Source organism: Acholeplasma hippikon, assembly GCF_900660755.1.
GTDB lineage: Bacteria > Bacillota_I > Bacilli_A > Acholeplasmatales > Acholeplasmataceae > Acholeplasma > Acholeplasma hippikon.
In genome coordinates this window covers 723,674-741,399 of sequence record NZ_LR215050.1, presented here as the reverse complement: position 1 = coordinate 741,399, position 17,726 = coordinate 723,674, and the positions used below count along the sequence as shown (strand labels likewise).

At 28.7% G+C, this 17,726-nt stretch carries 23 protein-coding genes and 1 pseudogene; 20 read left to right on the top strand and 4 right to left on the bottom strand.

Annotation, left to right across the window (positions count from 1 at the left end; translation table 11 throughout):
* Positions 1–85: 85 nt before the first annotated feature.
* The 3 genes from EXC59_RS03615 to EXC59_RS03605 all read left to right on the top strand — a co-directional run bounded on the left by EXC59_RS03615 (position 86) and on the right by EXC59_RS03605 (position 1,612).
* The gene (locus tag EXC59_RS03615) at positions 86–442 is read left to right on the top strand and encodes a Fic family protein (RefSeq protein WP_197723483.1); all 357 of its coding nucleotides are present in this window, start codon (positions 86–88) and stop codon (positions 440–442) included.
* Between the two features lie 236 nt (positions 443–678).
* Positions 679–1,386, top strand: coding sequence for an alpha/beta hydrolase (locus tag EXC59_RS03610; RefSeq protein ID WP_162163863.1), 708 nt, complete (start codon positions 679–681; stop codon positions 1,384–1,386).
* A 49-nt stretch (positions 1,387–1,435) separates the two neighbouring features.
* Positions 1,436–1,612: a DUF4250 domain-containing protein gene (locus EXC59_RS03605; protein WP_035368127.1), complete on the top strand. Its 177-nt coding sequence runs from the start codon at positions 1,436–1,438 to the stop codon at positions 1,610–1,612.
* A 90-nt stretch (positions 1,613–1,702) separates the two neighbouring features.
* On the opposite strand, the gene EXC59_RS03600 is transcribed toward EXC59_RS03605, so the two are convergent.
* Positions 1,703–2,149, bottom strand: coding sequence for a GNAT family N-acetyltransferase (locus tag EXC59_RS03600; protein ID WP_035368130.1), 447 nt, complete (start codon positions 2,147–2,149; stop codon positions 1,703–1,705).
* Positions 2,150–2,412: 263 nt separating this feature from the next.
* Between EXC59_RS03600 and EXC59_RS03595 the strand changes: the two genes are divergently transcribed.
* Positions 2,413–2,901 carry a GNAT family N-acetyltransferase gene (locus tag EXC59_RS03595; protein WP_035368132.1) on the top strand — a complete coding sequence of 163 codons (489 nt, stop codon included), beginning with the start codon at positions 2,413–2,415 and terminating at the stop codon, positions 2,899–2,901.
* A gap of 171 nt (positions 2,902–3,072) precedes the next feature.
* Positions 3,073–4,203, top strand: a complete 1,131-nt coding sequence (gene nagA, locus EXC59_RS03590) for an N-acetylglucosamine-6-phosphate deacetylase (protein ID WP_035368134.1) — start codon at positions 3,073–3,075, stop codon at positions 4,201–4,203.
* Between the two features lie 291 nt (positions 4,204–4,494).
* Here the strand turns inward: nagA and EXC59_RS03585 are convergent, their stop codons facing one another.
* On the bottom strand, positions 4,495–4,785 hold the full coding sequence (locus EXC59_RS03585; RefSeq protein ID WP_051658907.1) for a DUF2087 domain-containing protein: 291 nt from the start codon (positions 4,783–4,785) through the stop codon (positions 4,495–4,497).
* Positions 4,786–4,961: 176 nt separating this feature from the next.
* Between EXC59_RS03585 and EXC59_RS03580 the strand changes: the two genes are divergently transcribed.
* From EXC59_RS03580 to EXC59_RS03545, 8 genes are all read left to right on the top strand, one after another.
* Positions 4,962–6,338: a hypothetical protein gene (locus EXC59_RS03580; protein ID WP_035368135.1), complete on the top strand. Its 1,377-nt coding sequence runs from the start codon at positions 4,962–4,964 to the stop codon at positions 6,336–6,338.
* Between the two features lie 198 nt (positions 6,339–6,536).
* On the top strand, positions 6,537–6,734 hold the full coding sequence (locus EXC59_RS03575) for a PLDc N-terminal domain-containing protein (RefSeq protein ID WP_035368137.1): 198 nt from the start codon (positions 6,537–6,539) through the stop codon (positions 6,732–6,734).
* A 1-nt stretch (position 6,735) separates the two neighbouring features.
* Positions 6,736–7,626 carry an ABC transporter ATP-binding protein gene (locus EXC59_RS03570; protein WP_162163864.1) on the top strand — a complete coding sequence of 297 codons (891 nt, stop codon included), beginning with the start codon at positions 6,736–6,738 and terminating at the stop codon, positions 7,624–7,626.
* Entirely contained in the window at positions 7,623–8,393 is a 771-nt protein-coding gene (locus EXC59_RS03565) for an ABC transporter permease subunit (RefSeq protein WP_035368138.1), read from the top strand. The genes EXC59_RS03570 and EXC59_RS03565 overlap by 4 nt, the downstream gene beginning before the upstream one ends.
* Before the next feature lie 106 nt (positions 8,394–8,499).
* A complete protein-coding gene (locus EXC59_RS03560) occupies positions 8,500–8,883 on the top strand; it encodes a helix-turn-helix domain-containing protein (RefSeq protein WP_129614222.1) in 384 nt (127 codons plus the stop codon).
* Between the two features lie 17 nt (positions 8,884–8,900).
* The gene (locus EXC59_RS03555) at positions 8,901–9,737 is read left to right on the top strand and encodes an IS3 family transposase (RefSeq protein WP_129614223.1); all 837 of its coding nucleotides are present in this window, start codon (positions 8,901–8,903) and stop codon (positions 9,735–9,737) included.
* Positions 9,738–9,860: 123 nt separating this feature from the next.
* Positions 9,861–10,427: a hypothetical protein gene (locus EXC59_RS03550; RefSeq protein ID WP_035368325.1), complete on the top strand. Its 567-nt coding sequence runs from the start codon at positions 9,861–9,863 to the stop codon at positions 10,425–10,427.
* Between the two features lie 208 nt (positions 10,428–10,635).
* A complete protein-coding gene (locus EXC59_RS03545; protein ID WP_035368326.1) occupies positions 10,636–11,670 on the top strand; it encodes a M42 family metallopeptidase in 1,035 nt (344 codons plus the stop codon).
* Positions 11,671–11,716: 46 nt separating this feature from the next.
* Here EXC59_RS03545 and EXC59_RS03540 read toward each other — a convergent pair whose 3' ends face one another.
* Complete coding sequence (locus EXC59_RS03540) at positions 11,717–12,883, bottom strand: hypothetical protein (RefSeq protein WP_162163883.1); 1,167 nt, start codon at positions 12,881–12,883, stop codon at positions 11,717–11,719.
* 276 nt (positions 12,884–13,159) lie between these two features.
* Here EXC59_RS03540 and EXC59_RS03535 point away from each other — a divergent pair, with 276 nt between their 5' ends.
* The 6 genes and pseudogenes from EXC59_RS03535 to EXC59_RS03515 all read left to right on the top strand — a co-directional run bounded on the left by EXC59_RS03535 (position 13,160) and on the right by EXC59_RS03515 (position 15,999).
* Positions 13,160–13,564: a DUF2177 family protein gene (locus EXC59_RS03535; RefSeq protein ID WP_197723482.1), complete on the top strand. Its 405-nt coding sequence runs from the start codon at positions 13,160–13,162 to the stop codon at positions 13,562–13,564.
* 50 nt (positions 13,565–13,614) lie between these two features.
* Positions 13,615–14,343: a DUF1295 domain-containing protein gene (locus EXC59_RS03530; RefSeq protein ID WP_232034475.1), complete on the top strand. Its 729-nt coding sequence runs from the start codon at positions 13,615–13,617 to the stop codon at positions 14,341–14,343.
* A gap of 106 nt (positions 14,344–14,449) precedes the next feature.
* Positions 14,450–15,160: a helix-turn-helix domain-containing protein gene (locus EXC59_RS03525; RefSeq protein ID WP_129614252.1), complete on the top strand. Its 711-nt coding sequence runs from the start codon at positions 14,450–14,452 to the stop codon at positions 15,158–15,160.
* A 119-nt stretch (positions 15,161–15,279) separates the two neighbouring features.
* Positions 15,280–15,561 (top strand): IS3 family transposase, encoded by a 282-nt coding sequence (locus EXC59_RS07090; protein WP_162849170.1) that lies wholly within the window; start codon positions 15,280–15,282, stop codon positions 15,559–15,561.
* Between the two features lie 18 nt (positions 15,562–15,579).
* Positions 15,580–15,786: pseudogene (locus tag EXC59_RS07260) on the top strand (DDE-type integrase/transposase/recombinase); the annotation flags it as partial.
* 3 nt (positions 15,787–15,789) lie between these two features.
* Positions 15,790–15,999: an IS3 family transposase gene (locus EXC59_RS03515; protein WP_051658916.1), complete on the top strand. Its 210-nt coding sequence runs from the start codon at positions 15,790–15,792 to the stop codon at positions 15,997–15,999.
* A 134-nt stretch (positions 16,000–16,133) separates the two neighbouring features.
* Here EXC59_RS03515 and EXC59_RS03510 read toward each other — a convergent pair whose 3' ends face one another.
* The gene (locus EXC59_RS03510) at positions 16,134–16,565 is read right to left on the bottom strand and encodes a DUF2871 domain-containing protein (RefSeq protein WP_035368194.1); all 432 of its coding nucleotides are present in this window, start codon (positions 16,563–16,565) and stop codon (positions 16,134–16,136) included.
* 220 nt (positions 16,566–16,785) lie between these two features.
* Between EXC59_RS03510 and EXC59_RS03505 the strand changes: the two genes are divergently transcribed.
* Positions 16,786–17,670, top strand: a complete 885-nt coding sequence (locus EXC59_RS03505) for an aldo/keto reductase (protein ID WP_051658915.1) — start codon at positions 16,786–16,788, stop codon at positions 17,668–17,670.
* Positions 17,671–17,726: the final 56 nt, after the last annotated feature.

The following is a 17,726-nucleotide window of genomic DNA, read 5'->3' as shown; positions in this document are numbered from 1 at the left end:
GGTATGAATTTTTTTGGAATAAAGATTAAAAGGTCAAGCCAATATCTCATTACATGAAATCATTTCTTTTAGTGTCTGAAGATGCTTGGGCGGAAGTACGACAACTAAACCAAATGATGTATCTGTTGCCATGGCATCTTTAATTGGTAAATACGAAAATAAAGAAACATTTTCTTTTGAAGACATTATCGAATTTCATTATAATTTTGAAATTATTCACTCATTCCATGATGGAAATGGTAGAGTAGGGAGATTAATTGCTTTTATAGAATGCTTAAGACACGGGATAGTTCCATTTACTATTGATGAAAGTATAAAATTGTTTTATTATCGTGAATTAAAAGAATGGAAAAACGAAAAAGGTTATCTAATAGATACCTGTTTGGCAGGTCATGACAAATATAAAAAGTTAATGGGTATCTTTGAAATAAATTATTCATGATAGGTAGCGATTAGAGCATTCTTAAGTACAAATGAAATTAAACACTAAAGTTTCCAATTTTGTTAGTAAATCATGGGTTCGAACTTTTTGAGAAGGGTACGAATTATATCAAAGGTCAGTCTAACACATATAACAAGCATAAGCTTGATGCGAATCAAATGATTTGTATTGGGCTTTTTTAATTGATCCATAAGGTATAATATAAATAGATTTAGTAGTAAAATTGGAGATTAAACATGAAAAGAATAATTAAATGGACAGTAATTAGTATAGCGTCATTATTTTTACTTTTAATAGTGGGATTAACAATATATGCATCAAATGCGTATAAACCTCTTGATGAAATGTATGAAGCTATAGAGCAACTAGATACATCATCTATTACAGTAAAAGAAACATTTGATAGTTATCAGTTAACAGTTAATCATCCTAAAGGACAAATTGTTATTATTCCCGGAGGGTTAGTATATACTGAAAGTTATTTGTTCTTAGCATATAATTTATCTTTAAAGGGGTATAATGTTACAGTAGCTAAAGCATTATTCCACTTATCGATATTAACACCAAATTATACAAAAAAGTTCTTATCAAATACCTTACCTAACATCATAATTGGTCATTCACTTGGTGGAACAGTTGCAGGTATGATTGCTCATGATAATACAAAGGTAGATCATTTAATTTTATTGGCAAGTTATACAACAACACAAATTAAACATGCATCCGTTTTATTGATTACAGCAGAAAATGATTTGGTTTTGAATAAATCAGCATATGACAATAGTTTATCTAATTATGAAACATACACTGAAATAAAAATTGAAGGTGGAAATCATGCTGGTTTTGGATGGTATGGCAATCAAAAAGGTGATGGTATTGGAACCATTACAACAAAAAATCAGCAACAACAAGTTATTGATTTAATTACTGAATATTTAGAATGAATTTAAGATTAGAGAAAAAAATATTTAATTAAAGAGAAGAGCATAGAAAATGATTAAAGATCCTCAAATTTTATTAAGTTACATTAACACAAAATTAAGAGATTTTTATAAATCAATCGATGAGTTATGTGATGCACTCGATTTATCAAAAGATGAAATCGATGAAGTATTAAATGAAAAAGGTTATTACTATGATGCATCAGTCAACCAATATAAATTGATTTAAAAAATAAACGATTAAGATTTGGCATTCATGCCAAATCTTTTCTTTTATAAAAAAAACTTAACTAGAAAATCTAGTTAAGTTATATAATTTTTACTTTACAGTATAAACGAGGATGTCTTCATTATACTCGTTTACACGATTGGTTTTCTTAAACCCTAATTTGCTATAAATGTTAAATGCATAAGTATTGGTTGAACAACATGATAAATAAACGTGTTTAATGTGGTATGTATCTACTAAGAAAGTAATTAAATGTTTAATTGCTTCTGTTCCATAACCTTTACCTTGATAGTTTTTATCAATCATTAAATCTTCAATCCATGTGTTATGATTACCGTGTCTTCCAGAAATCGCAAATCCTATGGTTGTGTGACATTCATCATCTAAATGGATTGAAAATGCCTTCCATTGGTCTTTGTTTTCATATTCTTTAAGCATGACTGGTAGTGGGTCTAAATACGCTTTTTGATTATCTTTTAAAGTTAAATTTAAAACTTCTAGTGGTGGGTGTTTCTTGTCTATCTCTATATATTCCATAAAATGAATAATAAATTTTTCTCCTTACAATTTGCATTATAGTCCTCTATTTATAAATGTGTTCAAAAATACATTTAAATTCATTAAGTACAGCATAATGTTCTAAAATGTGTTAAAAAAGAATACCTCATCTATGAAATAAATATGAGTATGATTAAAGCTATTATTTTATTAACCTCTAGAGATCATGCTTATTTTATATAATGTTATAATTTTAATAGTGGAATTTAAAATAACTGTATATAAAAAAAGGACTTATACAAATGATAAGATTAGCAACAGCAAACGACTTAAAAGCTATTAAAGAGATTTATGATGATGCAAGAAAATTCATTGCATCATATGGCTCACCTCAGTGGCAAAACAATTATCCAAATGATGAAATTACATTAAAAGATATTAAAGAAAAAGTGCTTTATGTATATGAAGAAAAAGAAGTCTTAGGAGTTATGGCAGTATTTGATAATGAAATAACATATGAATATATAGAAGGTACTTGGTTATCAAATAAACCATATAAAGTTATACATAGAATCGCAACAAAAAAAGATAAGCATCATCATGGTATAGCATTTAAAATGATTGAGTTTGTCTTTACGGATCTTAAGGCAAAAAGTATAAGAATTGATACCCATAAATTAAATATACCGATGCAAAAGCTATTAGATAAATTAGGTTTTCATTATTGTGGAATAATTTATCTAAATCAAGATGATGATAAAGAAAGATTGGCTTATCAAAAAGATATATAAAAAGTCAAAAAATGGAATTTTTATATAAAAAATATAAAAAAATCATTGTTTTTATTTATTTGAATAATTGATATTTATTTTCAATATCCCTATTTAAGGTTTGTTTTTTTTAAAAAAAAGGCCTATAATTAATATGGAAATGTACTATATCGTATTAAAGGAGAAATTATCATGTTAATCAAAAATGTAAACATTGTATTAGCAGACAAAGAGGTTTTTGGTGATGTTTCTGTCAAGGATGGCAAAATCGCTGAAATTATCAAAAAAGAAAGACCACAAAATAATGATGCAAATTATTTAGTACCGGGATTTATTGATGTTCATATTCATGGTTCTAATAATTACGATGCAATGGATGCTGATTCAGCTGCAATCGAAAAGATGGCATTATCTTTAGTTAAAGAAGGAACAACTGGTTTCTTACCAACAACAATGACTCAAACAATTCAAAATGTTGAGAATGCATTAGAAGCAATTGCTGTTTATCATAAGAACCAAAACCCAATGGCAACAGAGGTATATGGCGTTCACTTAGAAGGTCCATTTATTAATGAAGGCGCTGCAGGCGCACAACCTAAAAATTGTATTATCAAACCTACAATTGAAGTGTTTGAAGCATTTAATAAAAAAGCTAATAACTTAATTAAAAAAGTTTCACTTGCTCCTGAAATTGAAGGTTCAATTGAATTAATTAAATATTTAAAGGCTAACCAAATTGTTGCCTCTGTTGCACATACAAAAGCTAATTATGCAACTGTTAAAGCAGGTATGGAAGCTGGATTAACTTCATTAACTCACTTCTATAACGCAATGACTCCATTACACCATAGAGATATTGGTGTCGTAGGTGCAGGTTTATTACACAATGAAATGAATGCAGAATTAATCTTTGATGAAATTCACGTTTCAGTTGCTGCAGCTAAAGTTTTACTACAAGCTAAAGGTGTAAATAATGTTACACTAATTACAGACTCTATGCGTGCTAAATACATGCCTGAAGGAGAATCTGAATTAGGTGGACAAACTGTTTATATTAAGAATAATGAAGCGAGATTATTTGATGGTACATTAGCTGGTTCAATTCTTAAGATGAATGATGGTTATAGAAACTTAGTTAAAGATTTAAATCTTAGTGTTGTTGAAGCATCAATTATGGCATCAGTTAACCCTGCTAAACAATTAAACTTATTTAATGAAGTAGGTTCAATTGAAGTGGGTAAGAAAGCTAACTTAGTCATTCTAGATAAGAACTTTAATGTTGTTGAAACAATCATTAAAGGTCAATCAGTTTATAAGGCTTAATTAAATCAATATATAAAAAAAGGGTTTGAATCAATCGATGAATTGTTTCAAACCTTTTTTAATTTAAACTATTAGAAAATTTAAATAATGATTCAGTTTAACTTCCCAAACTGAATCATTAGAGAATGGTATGAATGAAAAAGTTAATTTAAGGATTTTAGATAAATTTAAATAATTAATAAAAAAACTATCACATGGAGGTGATAGTTTGTGATTCATACTAAGTGATAAAATCACTTTAGTAAAAGGGGAGATCTAAAGTAAGTTATAAAATAGAGAAGATAAAATAAATTATTTTTCTATGACCCAATAAGTGGCACTCATGTTTTCTCTGCCTAAAAACTTGTAATCAACTAAGTTTCTACGAATGATACAATGATCAGTTGGATAAATAGATTTTAGTATCATATTTACTTCAACTTCAGTATATTTTTTATTTCTTTCAAAAGCCTGAATGATTGGAATGTGAACTAAATATTTCTTTTTATCTTTTGCTGGTAATTCTCTTAATTTTAATGGTTCAGTTGAAGTGAAGAATTTTTCAATGACTTCATTTAATTCTTCAGTGGTATATTCGTACATATATATTACTTCCTTATTGGTTTCTATTTTATTTTATTTTATATTTATGATAATAAAAAGTGTAGGATAAGAACTTGAATAATACTCTAGTTTGGTTATAATCTTTTATCTTTGTGGTTAATGAAAATGATATAATATAGTAAATAAATAGCGACAAAAAAAGTAGGGGATATAAATTGAAGAATAAACATTTTATTAATTTTACACTTTTATTAGTCTTTTTATGTTTATTACTAGGGTGCACTACATATGAAAAACTAGCACCAGATTTAAGTGAACTTGCAACTTGGGATGGAAACTATTTTTATCGCGGAAATATAAAAACGAAATCAACTGGAGAAGATGAAGAAACTTTAGTTTCCAAATTTACTTTAGAAGGTATAACTTATGAAGTTAATCAGATACAGGATTACTACATTTTAGATCGAGTAATTTATATGATTTTAGATGCTTATTATGAAACTTTAGAGGTAAATGTCTTATTATCTTATGATCCACTAAGTAAGGAAATTCAGATACTTTATTTTACGGATAATTATTCAGACTTTTTAAGTTCAATTGAATACTATTCAAAAGGACACTTTATTATTAAAAAGCAACATGATAATCAAGAAAGTAATATCTTCATTAATATAGAAACAAAAGCAATAAGAGAAATAAAAGCACAAATAAATTCTTTATATGTTAATGAGAACTATATCATTTTTATTAACGAAGGATATATTCAATATACTAAATTAGATGATTTAAACTTTTATAAGGTTTTAAACGTAGAACACAATCGATTTCGATACCAAATCATTAATAAGCATGGTGTGAATTATATTCGTATATTAAAAATTGACTATTTAGGAAACTTTACATCTCATGTTGGATTAGGCTTCTTTAATTTAGAAACTAAAGTTTATCATGAAGTTTGGCCAATTGAAGCAGAAAAAGATATTGCCTTAATTGGTGATGATTACTTTATGATAGGTGATGTAAAAGCTTATGAATATATATCTAGTTTAAGAGCGTCTGGTTCATTAAAACATGAAAAATTAAAAGATTATTTAGTGACAAGTAACTCCTTATACAAAATAGCTTTTGGATTAGATAAAGTTGAAACTGAAAAGATTTTTGAATTTGATAAAGATAAAGACTATATGAGTGGTTTTATGAAGGATGAACATACTATTATTTTTAAAGTCAAATGGATTAAAAAGGGTTCTGAACTGATACCTGGAGGACTAAAAAATGATAATTATTCATTTGATTTAGAGAAGCTTAAACTATCACGCCATAAAGAAAAACTTACGGATAAATCAAAAGTTGAACAAACCTTAGAGGCAAACGGATATAGATATTACTTTGAAACTAGAAACTATGGACCCGTTCTTGCTAACTACCAGGCATATTATTTATATAGAGTAGACTTATCCAGTAATAAAAAAGAAATCATTCAGTTTTTTGCAATTGAAAATAATGAAATAAAAGGGGTAAGGTATTCAAGTGAATTTTGGAAAGATGGAACCTATCTTGATGAAGAGCACTTTTTAATCTTAAATTACTAAACATAACAGGTAGAAAATACTACCTGTTTTTTAATGTTTAAAGTTTATTTATAAATGATTAAAATAAGTAAAAAAATACAAAGGGTTGATATATAACATCAATTTAGTTTACTGCTAAGCAAAAAGAAAACATTATTTAGCACGTAGGTAATTAGATGCTATAATGAAGTTAGATTATGATTCAATAGGGGGATATATATGGATTTAAAAGAACTCATTCCTTTTTTAATACCACTTGTGATTGTTCAGTTTTTACTTTTGTTTTATACCTTAAGACATATCGTAACACATGATAAATATAAAAGAGGGACAAGAAATTTTTGGATTGTCATCACCATTTTACTCATGAATTTTGTAGGGCCAATTTTATACTTTATTTTTGGAAAAGAGAACTAGGATGCAAATTGTTACGATTCAAAATTTAAAGAAAATATTTAAAGATAAAGAAGTACTTAAAGGAATAAATTTAGAAATTCCAGAAAATAGTATTTTTGGGTTTATTGGCAAAAATGGTGCTGGCAAAACAACGACAATGAAATCAATTTTAGGTCTTTTAAAAGTTGATGAGGGAAGTATAAAAATCTATGATGATATTGTAACTTTTGGAGAAAATAAGACAAATAAATACATTGGTTACTTACCCGATGTGCCGGAGTTTTACAGATTTATGAATGCAAGAGAATATTTAAAACTTTGTGGAGAAGCACTAGGTTTGGCAAATGATATAGTAGTTAAAAGAACAGAAGAACTTTTAACGCTTGTAGGTTTAGCAAATGAAGTATCAAGAATTAAAGGATACTCAAGAGGAATGAAACAACGCTTAGGGATTGCACAGGCATTATTAGGTAAACCAAAACTCTTGATTTGTGATGAACCAACATCTGCACTAGATCCAAAAGGAAGAAAAGAAATATTAGATATTTTAAGCAGTGTTAAAAATGAAACAACTGTATTATTTTCAACACATATCTTAACGGATGTTGAGCGTATCTGTACACACGTCGTTTTTTTAGATGAGGGTGTGATAAAACTTCAAGGTAAGATTGATGAAATTAAGAAAATGCATCAATCAAATGAATATATCATTCAATTTTTAGATGAAAATCATGCAAAAAAAATTTCAAAGAGGTTTGAATTAGATTTAGTAAACCCTATTGAAGTTAAAGTACTTGTTCAAAAACTAAATGAAGTTTTAGCATATATGATCAAAGAAAATATAGCATTTAGTAAAATAGAGTTTTTAGAAAAAACTTTAGAATCATTCTACTTGGAGGTGATACAAAAATGAAGTCGTTTTTATCATTTTTCAAGAAAGAATTATTAGAAAATAAGCGTTCAGGTAAACTTGTTGTCATGGCTATTTTATTTGTAATATTTGGCATCATGAACCCATTAATTGCTAAGTTAACACCATGGATTTTAGAACTTTTATCAGATAGTATGAATGATACAGGGATAATCATTGGCAACATAGAAGTCAATGCCATAACATCATGGGTACAATTCTTTAAGAATATTCCGATTGCATTAATTGTTTTTGTAATTATGTACAGTTCTATTTATACAGTTGAATATGAAAATAATACATTGATTTTATTATTATCTAAAGGGCTAAAACGTTCTAAAGTTTTGTTAGCTAAATTTTTAAATTTATTTCTTGTATGGACTGTAGGATATTTTATTTGTTTTGTTATCACTTATCTATATAATGCATATTATTGGGATAATAGTATTGCTGTTGGGTTAATATCTGCAATAATGATGTGGTATTTATTTGGTGTATTTATTATTGGACTCATGGTTTTATTCTCAACAATATCAAATAAAAACACAGGTGTCTTATTGGGTGTTTCTACGGTAACATTTATGTTTTATCTTGTTGGTTTAATTCCAAGTATCAGTAAATTTATTCCTACCACATTAATGGATGTAAATAAACTACTTGTAGGTGAGATAAGTTTTAATAAGTTTCTTCCTACATTAATTATCACTTTAATTTTAGTCATTGGATCATTAGCAGCAAGTATAAAAGTATTTAATAAAAAACAATTATAAGACATTTTTGAAAATTAAGAGGGGATTTGAAATAGTAAGATGTTAGTAGACACAAAAAACTACTAGCATCTTTTTTTGTATAATTTAAGTAAAAGGAGGCATAACTATGGGAAGACCAAAAGGTGTTAAGAATAAGACTGAATCACGATACTGGAGTAAAGAAGCTAAGTATGAATATGTTAAGCTGGTTCTATCGGGCGAATGTAGTGCACTGGAATTAGGAAGAAAGAATAATATATCTAACGGAATGATTTCAACATGGGTCAGAAAATATAATGAAGGTGGCATAGATGCACTAGAGAATAAGAGAAAGCCAGGGAATCCACTTTCTAAATTTATGCTAAAGAAAAACCTAACAGAATTAGAACAACTCCAATATGAAAACATGAAATTAAGAATAGAGAATGAACGTTTAAAAAAAGGATACACAACCGAGGAGGTGATGGAAATAAAGTTAAGAAGAAAATCCAAAGCGAATACGAAATCATAGCTTTATTAAGTAAAGAAATGAATATTGAAAATTTATGTATATATATGGGTGTATCACGATCAGGATATTATAAATGGATAAAAAGAAAAGGTACCTTAAACAGGTACCAAATTAACAGATTATGGTTAATCGAAGAAATCAAAGAAAGTTATAAGAAGCATAAAGTATGGGGTTATAAACATAGAGCGGAGCATATTAGGAATAAAACAAAACGATACTTTTCAGACCTTTTATGCCATCAGTGCTGTAAATTATTAGGTATTCGTTCAAAAGCAAGAATGAAGCGCCACAAGTCCGGAAAAGAACACGAGATATATCCTAATTTACTACATGATTTTCATACAAGTCGTCCATTTGAGAAAGTATGTACAGATACAACAATACTAACGCATAAAAGTGGTAAATATGACTGGAATCTATATATTGATTTATTTGATCATACGATTATATCTTACGATATTAGACGCAGTAATTATGGTGCAAGTCCTTCAAATCACTATACAGCTGCAAAAAACTTTTTAAGACAAAAACAAAAAAGAGGATATATGAACCTTGACACGATTGTGCATTCTGATCAAGGAGCAATATATACCTCAAGAGGATTCAACTCTTTATTTAATCATACCATAAAAAGATCAATGTCGAGAATAGCAACCCCTACAGATAATCCAATTATTGAATCCCTAAATGGTTGGATCAAAGATGAACTTAAATATGACTATAATTTTTATCACAGTGATAATCCATTAGAGATTATAAAAAAGTATGTTGAGTATTTCAATAATGAAAGATTAGCATACTCATTAAGATATAAAACCCCAATACAGTATAGAACTGAATTGAGGTTTAAATAATTTTTTATGTCTACAAAGTATTGACTACTTCAGATTCCCTCTTTTTTTATAATTTACTCGTAAAGTATAAGTTTATTTTGGTATCATTATTATGTCGATATCAATTAAAGGATGAATATAAAGATGGGCATATTAAAAATATTTAAAAAACGAAATAAAATTGTTAAACTAACGAATCAACAAAAAAACGATTTACTTCAAAAAGGACTAGCATTTTCAAGAATGGGTAATCATGAAGAGGCGCATAAAATTTATGTAGAACTATATAGTGATGATGAAACCAATAGCAATGCGTTTAATTTACTTCAAAGTTCAGTTTATACAAATAACTTAGCTTTAGAAAGTAAACTTTATGAAAAGTTAAAATCTAATCAAGTTAATACTAAAGGTGAACCTGTGGAATTAAATGGTCCGTTTGTAAGACTTTATTACGCCTTAGCGCTTTGTGCAAATAATAGAAACAGTGAATGTGTTGAAATTGTTGATTATTTATTAAATCTTTTATCACAATTTAAAATTACTGATTCTACATATTTATATGTTCGTGGTGTGCCACATGTGGGTATGGTTAGAGATTTAATTAACAAAGTATTTAAATTCAATCCAGAAGCACTCAAAAACTATAAAGAAAAACTCTTATTAGTTGTTGATGAGGAATCAAGAAAAGCATTATTAGAACACTATACATAACTTATAGATTTATAAGATTGGGTTAGATATAAAATATCTAGCCCTTTTTTAATAGATAAAAAAGATATAAATTAAAGCGTATATAAAAGGGTTTAAATGTTTTATCCTTTTTAAGGATAATCTAGAAATATCATATGAAAAATGAATGAAAAATTATCTCTTAATAAAAAAAGTTGTTATAATAGTTTAATAAAGGAAGAGATGAAAAATGATAAAATTTGATTTAGATTATTTTAAAAAATTAGCAGAAGATATCTTTAAATGCGATTCTCCTACTGGTTATACAGAGAATATCATTAAAAAAGTAAAAGGCTATGTGGATTCATTTGGATATGAATCAAAAGTGATGCACAATGGTGCATTAGAAATTTCTATTAAAGGAAATGATTCATCAAAAGTGGTTGCAACTTCTGCACACTGCGATACATTAGGTTTAATGGTTCGTTCAATTAAGCCAAATGGTAAATTAGCATTAACACTGCTTGGGGGACCAAGTACACCAACACTAGATGGTGAGTATTGCACGATTTATACGAGAGATGGTAGAAAATATACAGGGACTATCCTATCTACTTCACCTGCAGTACATGTGTTTAGTGATGCCAATACAAAATCTAGAAATATTGATGAACTAGAAGTAAGATTAGATGAAGAAGTCTATTCAAAAGAAGATGTAGAAAAACTAGGTATTCAAAATGGTGATATTGTGGCTTATGATACGAAGTTTACAATCACTGAGTCAGGTTTCTTAAAAACAAGATTTGTTGATGATAAAGCATCAGTTGTTATTTTGTTAATGTTGTTAAAGTATACTGCAGAAAATAAAATTAAATTTAAATATGATACAAAAGTATATTTTGTAACATATGAAGAAGTAGGACATGGTGCATCTATTGTAGATCGAAACATTTCTGAGTTTGTTACAATTGATATGGGATGTATTGGTTTAGATTTAGCGGGCAGTGAATATGCTGTAAGCATTTGTGCGAAAGATTCAGGTGGACCATATGATTATGAATTAACAACAAGATTAATCAATATGGCTAAAGAAAACGGATTAAATTACACCGTTGATATCTTCCCATTCTATGGAAGTGATATTGGTGCGGCAAGACGTGCTGGTGTTGACATGAAGGGTGCTTTAATTGGCAGTGGCGTGAGTGCTTCTCATGGTATGGAACGTACCCATATTAAAGGTATTGAAAACACATTAAAATTAATTTATGCATATTTAATTAAATAATGAAGAAAAGGTTTGATACTTTTGTACCAAACCTTTTTAATTTTATTTATTCATTTGTTTTAAAAAGACCTAAGTCAATCAAGCATTTAATATTCATGATGAGGTTTGTTTCAGCTTTCATGAGGTGTGTTTTCTTAATACCTTTATGATTATGATGCGTCATATGGAAAAATCCATCATGATAACCAAAGTCATTTGCTTTAATAGCAAACGCCTTATGGTTAAAGTCTATGGTATGTTTATTAAATGGACTATGATAGAAAAGTTCTAAATATTCATCTTTAGTTAAATTGATTTTAACTAAATAGAATAAGTGTGGTTTACCTGCTTCATAAATATCTCTACCATAGCCAACCGGTATGATTTTTCTAATATGATTGATTGTATCTGTTGACGTTTTTTTCAAACGTTCATTGGTTTTTTCAATCACTTTGTTTGTAATATATGCTTCATTTACATTTTCTTTAACACCGGCGGTTAACCCAAAGGCAATTGGTGAAACTAAGAAGTCTTTAGAGGTAGAACCAGTTTTAGAGCGCTTATTTAGAATATAGAAGTTATCAGCAGTTTCTATGATTCCAATAATACCTAGATGGTTAGAAAAGACAGAATGTTTTAATGGTGTTATATCTGGTCCTGGTTCATATAAACTTCTTAGAGTAAGTGATTTAGCAAATGGATAATCCATGACCCTGTTTGAGATTAAATGATTAAAGTAAGTGCTTCTACTTGTATAAAGTGTAATAGCAGAAGCTTCATCATCGTAGACATCATCAACTCTGACGGTAAAGACATTTTTCTTATATGCTCCGCGATGGGCATTAAAAAGTTTGGTAAAGTTTGATGACATAACTTCTGTTGGTAAGTACATCTTTTTATTGTCATCAACCACTTTGATTTCTTTGATAATTGTTGGCACCCCTTTATAAACAAATGATAATGAAGTACCATCTAAAAAGTTTACGGTTTGTGTTAATTGTTCAGCACTATACATTTTTTTGATCAGTTCATAATCACTCGTAATTTTATTTCGATCTTCAAAGGCAAGTGAAATTAAATGAGCCATAGAACCAATAAAGATAGTAGTTGCAACCCCTGCAAAAGTACCGATAAATTGTTTAAAAGTATCTTCCCAATAAAAATGGCTATAAAAGCCAAATCCAATTGAAAATAAAATAACAATTAAAATAACATTGCGTGTACGACTTGCCATAAATGTTTTTCTGTAAAGTAAGAAAACGGCATTAGAGATGAAACGACCGATTTTCTTAAAAAACCTCTTAAGTTTTAGTTTCAATTCCTTATCCCCCAATAATGAATTTCATACTTTTATTATAATATAGATTTTCAAACATTATAAGATATGCTATCAAGTGAGCTACTTATTAACGTTTTAAGTCAAAAATGGCGCACTTGATAACAAATAACACATAAAACAATCAATTAAAGGATAAGATGAAACTATAGTAAATTAAAGGAGGATAAGTATTTGTTAATTTATATCAAAGTGTTTGTGATTGCGTTTCTTATTTTTTTAGCAGTGGATTTAATTTGGTTGGGAGTGATTGCGAATAAGCTCTATCAAAATGAGATGGGGCATTTAATGAAAAAGAATCTCAACTTTGTTGCAGCATTTCTGTTTTACGCTATTTTTATCGTTGGTTTATCAGTGTTTGTCATTATACCTAGTATTGAATCGGGTTCCTTAATTAAAGTTGTTTTATTAGGTGCTTTATTTGGCTTTGTTTCTTATGCAACCTATGATCTAACAAATTATGCAACCTTAGAAGGATTCCCTTTAAAAATGGTTGTGATTGATTTAATTTGGGGTACCTCACTTGGAACACTCACTTCATTATTAACATTTTTGATTTATAGAGGTGTTTTCAAATGACATTTCTATATATTTATTTGATATTACTTTTATATTTTATTTTGTGGTTCGTGATTGCACAAGTAAAGAAAAATAATGGTTTAATCGATATCGCTTGGGGGGCAAGCTTTGTTGTAACAGCAGTTTCATCGATGTTATTAAGTGGTTCTATACATGTGCTTAAAGTTATCTTGTTAATTGTTATTATATTATGGGGAATGAGATTAACAATTTATTTATTCAAACGTAATTGGAAAAAAGAAGAAGACTTTAGATATCAAGACATGAGAAAAAAATGGAAAACAAACATAATGTTAAAGGCGTTCTTTAAAGTCTTTGTTACTCAGTCAATATTTTCATATATTATTTCATTACCGATCATCTTAATGAATTTATATAGTAATAAAATTAATACATGGTACCATGGTTTAATTTTAGGGTTAGGTATTTTAGTATTTTTAATTGGGTTTATCTTTGAGGTTTTAGCAGATAGACAATTAAGGAATTTTAAGAAAGATCCAAAAAATAAAGGTAAAATCTTAAAAACTGGGGTTTGGAATTTATCTAGACACCCTAATTATTTTGGTGAAGCAACCTTATGGTGGGGGATTGGTATAATTTCTGTTTCATCATTAACATCCATTCCCTTTTTCGGTTTAGTTAGCCCACTCATTATGACAGTTCTTTTAAGATTTGTAACAGGGGTTCCATTATTAGAAAAAAGATATATTGGTAATTTAGATTTTGAAGCATATAAAAAAGAAACACCAATCTTTGTGCCATTCTTAAAGAAAAGATAAAATAAAATTAAAAGACATACGATTGATATGATACCTCTAAAGTAGACACAGGAAATAATATAAAGAAATATATATTATTACTGTTAATACTTGGAGGTATTTTATTTTGAGAAAAAACAAACGATTAAGTTATGAAGAAAAAATACTTATTTGCACGATATATGAGAAAGGCGAAGGGTCACTTAGACAGTTAGCAAGTCAGTTTGGCGTAAGCAAAAGCGCAATAGAGGTACTGATTTTCAAATATAGTAAGTTTGGTGCTGAAGCATTACGTATGCAAGGTATGAATCAAAGTTATACTGAAACATTAAAAAATGAAGTTGTTGAATCATATAGGAATGGTGCTGGAAGATATTATGATTTAGCCCTAAAATATGGAATTCGTAATCCGTCATTAATAGCAAGATGGGTATTAGGGTATAATAATATCAAAACTACACATAGTGAATCAGGTGGTATCGATATTATGGGACGTAAAACAACATTAGATGAAAGAGTTAAAATTGTAGAATACTTAATTCAAAATGAGTTTGATTATCAAGGTACCTCCTTGAAGTTTGAAGTAAGCTACCAACAAGTATACACTTGGTACAAAAAGTACCAAGTTTTTGGTGTTGATGGACTTAGTGACAAGCGTGGTCGAAAAAAACAACCTGATGAATTATCAGAACTTGAAAAATTAAGACGTGAGAATGAACGCCTAAAAAAAGAATTATATTTAAGTGAGGCAGCCAAGAAAGTCTTCAAAAAAAAACAAGAGTTGGAGGCAAAAGCCCACTTAACAAGATTAGAAACCAAGAAACATATGAAACAATAGCTTATTTTAAAGATGTTTACGATATTAAATGGCTCTGTGAACTGTTAGGTATAGCGCGATCTGCATATTATAAATGGTCAAACAGAATTAAACCATCCTATGAAACAAAGAATGAAGAAATGCTAGAAGTTATACAAACCTACTATAAACATTTCAATAAAAAATACGGTTATAGACGTATTAGAGATAACATCAATAAATATACTGGAAAAAATCATTCGGAAAACTACATTTATCGTTTAATGCGAGCCTACAATTTAAAATCTATTATCCGTCGTAAACGTCCAGGTTTCTTGAAGACTAAACCTGAACAAGTTGGACAAAACATATTAAATAGAGAATTTAGTGCATCCAATCCAAATGAGAAATGGTTAAGTGATGTTACAGAATTTAAATATTGATACAGTGGTCAAAAGCTTTACTTATGTGCGATATTAGACGTATATGATAAGAGTGTAGTTTCTTATCATATACATCATAGAAATGATAATCATCTCGTTTTTACAACCTTTAATAAGGCAGTGAAAAAGAATCCTGGTGCTCAACCAATGTTTCATAGTGACAGGGGATTTCAATACACGAGCAGATCATTTAAGAATCTATTAGATAAACACAATATGGTGTAAAGTATGTCTAGAGTAGGTAAGTGTATTGATAATGGACCAATCGAGAACTTATGGGGCATCATCAAATCTGAAATGTATTATTTAGAAACGTTTGATTCATCAGAAAAACTCACAAAAGCAATTAAAGATTACATTAAGTTCTATAATCAAGAAAGAATACAACGCAAATTAAAAAGCCATACACCTTTAGAATATAGGTATATGGCCATCTAATTTTATATTATTTACCGTGTCTACTTGACAAGAGGCTGTTCATTAATTCATATGTCTTTTTTTATGGTTAATTACGCGATAAACTTCTTTTTATAATTAAAAACCAGGACAAGGGAGTCCTGGTAAGATTTAAGTTATTCTGATTGTTTTTCTATTAAGTCGATTTGTTTAAATAACATTAAGAAGAAACGAACAAATCCAGCAGCCATTGCCATATGGGCAAAACCTGCTAACCATGAGATGGTAAGATCCCATCCTGTTGTAACATTTGTACCTAAGACTTCTAAGATACCACGAATCATCATCATTACTAATAAACCAATTAAACCTGAATTATAAACAATGAAGAATGGTTTGAATTTTTTACTTTCAGTTAATTTAAATTGTTTTTCTACAATTAAAACAATTAAGAAAAATAATGTGCCTAAAGCTAATGCGTGAGTATGTAAGCCACCTAATACGGTTTCACCAGTAAAATCATTGATCTTCGTAAATTCTCTATAGAAGATACCAAGAACTAATCCTAGAATACTATAATAAAAACTAATCTTTGCTAACTTTTTCATCTGTAGCTCCTTTATTTTTTTAATTCTATATCATTATGTTAGCGTGCTAACTAAATATTTACAATTGTTGTGATTTGAAAATTAAATATAGCCATTTTATGGGATTAGTAGATTAAGTTATAAAAGAATAACTATTTTTCAATACGCAAAATACATTAACTATTCATGTATAATAAGAGTGTTGATACTTATGTATCATATGAATTAAGGAGGAAACATAATGTTTAAATCAAAATTTTTAAAGGGTGTTGATTTATCTTATAAACATGCAGTCTATACACTAAGTAATGGCGTTAAAATTCCAGTTGTAGGATTTGGAACTTGGCAAGTTAAAGATGGTAATGAAGCCTATCTCTCAGTTATGGAAGCATTAAAAGTTGGATATCGCCATATTGATACAGCAGAGGCATATAGAAATGAAGAAAGTGTTGGACGCGCAATTAAAGACAGTGGTATTCCTCGTGAAGAATTATTTATAACAACTAAATTATGGAATCAACACGGCACATATGAAGAGGCTAAAGAAGCGTTAGAAAATAGTTTAAAACGTTTAGGTCTAAATTATGTTGACTTATATATTATTCACTGGCCACATCCATTAGCACATAGAGGAAATTCAACTAAACGTAATAGTGAAGTTTACCGTGCGATGGAAGATGCTTATCTGGAAGGTAAGATTCGTTCAATTGGTGTATCTAATTTTAAAGTGCATCATTTAGAAGATCTACTTAAAACAGCTAGAATTAAACCAATGGTCAATCAAATCTTTGTTAACCCAAGTGACCAACAAAAAGATGTTGTTGAGTTTAATGAAAAACATGATATTTTAACGGAAGCATATTCACCACTAGGTACAGGTAAAATTTTTGGTGTAACCCAATTAGAAGAAATTGCAAATAAGTACAATAAAACAATCGGACAAGTTGTCCTACGTTGGAGTTTAGACCACGGGTATTTACCGCTTCCTAAATCTGTTACACCTTCAAGAATTAAAGAAAATCTAGGATTATTTGACTTTAAGTTAGATGCATTAGATATAGAAATAATTGATAATCTATATGGTGCATTTGGATTAGCTTTAGATCCAGATACAGCAGATTTTTAATAGATAAATAATCAGGTTTGATACCTAAACTATCAAACCTTTTTTGTTTAAAATCA

Excerpts from the sequence above, each read along its gene's own strand:
- EXC59_RS03570 (WP_162163864.1), top strand. The coding sequence starts at position 6,736 with ATGCAAATTGTTACGATTCAAAATTTAAAGAAAATATTTAAAGATAAA.
- EXC59_RS03550 (WP_035368325.1), top strand. The coding sequence starts at position 9,861 with ATGGGCATATTAAAAATATTTAAAAAACGAAATAAAATTGTTAAACTA.
- EXC59_RS03565 (WP_035368138.1), top strand. The coding sequence starts at position 7,623 with ATGAAGTCGTTTTTATCATTTTTCAAGAAAGAATTATTAGAAAATAAG.
- EXC59_RS03510 (WP_035368194.1), bottom strand. The coding sequence starts at position 16,565 with ATGAAAAAGTTAGCAAAGATTAGTTTTTATTATAGTATTCTAGGATTA.
- EXC59_RS03595 (WP_035368132.1), top strand. The coding sequence starts at position 2,413 with ATGATAAGATTAGCAACAGCAAACGACTTAAAAGCTATTAAAGAGATT.
- EXC59_RS03540 (WP_162163883.1), bottom strand. The coding sequence starts at position 12,883 with ATGGCAAGTCGTACACGCAATGTTATTTTAATTGTTATTTTATTTTCA.
- EXC59_RS03560 (WP_129614222.1), top strand. The coding sequence starts at position 8,500 with ATGGGAAGACCAAAAGGTGTTAAGAATAAGACTGAATCACGATACTGG.
- EXC59_RS03505 (WP_051658915.1), top strand. The coding sequence starts at position 16,786 with ATGTTTAAATCAAAATTTTTAAAGGGTGTTGATTTATCTTATAAACAT.
- EXC59_RS03610 (WP_162163863.1), top strand. The coding sequence starts at position 679 with ATGAAAAGAATAATTAAATGGACAGTAATTAGTATAGCGTCATTATTT.
- EXC59_RS03515 (WP_051658916.1), top strand. The coding sequence starts at position 15,790 with ATGTCTAGAGTAGGTAAGTGTATTGATAATGGACCAATCGAGAACTTA.
- EXC59_RS03600 (WP_035368130.1), bottom strand. The coding sequence starts at position 2,149 with ATGGAATATATAGAGATAGACAAGAAACACCCACCACTAGAAGTTTTA.
- EXC59_RS03575 (WP_035368137.1), top strand. The coding sequence starts at position 6,537 with ATGGATTTAAAAGAACTCATTCCTTTTTTAATACCACTTGTGATTGTT.
- EXC59_RS07090 (WP_162849170.1), top strand. The coding sequence starts at position 15,280 with ATGCTAGAAGTTATACAAACCTACTATAAACATTTCAATAAAAAATAC.
- EXC59_RS03545 (WP_035368326.1), top strand. The coding sequence starts at position 10,636 with ATGATAAAATTTGATTTAGATTATTTTAAAAAATTAGCAGAAGATATC.
- nagA (WP_035368134.1), top strand. The coding sequence starts at position 3,073 with ATGTTAATCAAAAATGTAAACATTGTATTAGCAGACAAAGAGGTTTTT.
- EXC59_RS03605 (WP_035368127.1), top strand. The coding sequence starts at position 1,436 with ATGATTAAAGATCCTCAAATTTTATTAAGTTACATTAACACAAAATTA.
- EXC59_RS03555 (WP_129614223.1), top strand. The coding sequence starts at position 8,901 with ATGAATATTGAAAATTTATGTATATATATGGGTGTATCACGATCAGGA.
- EXC59_RS03585 (WP_051658907.1), bottom strand. The coding sequence starts at position 4,785 with ATGTACGAATATACCACTGAAGAATTAAATGAAGTCATTGAAAAATTC.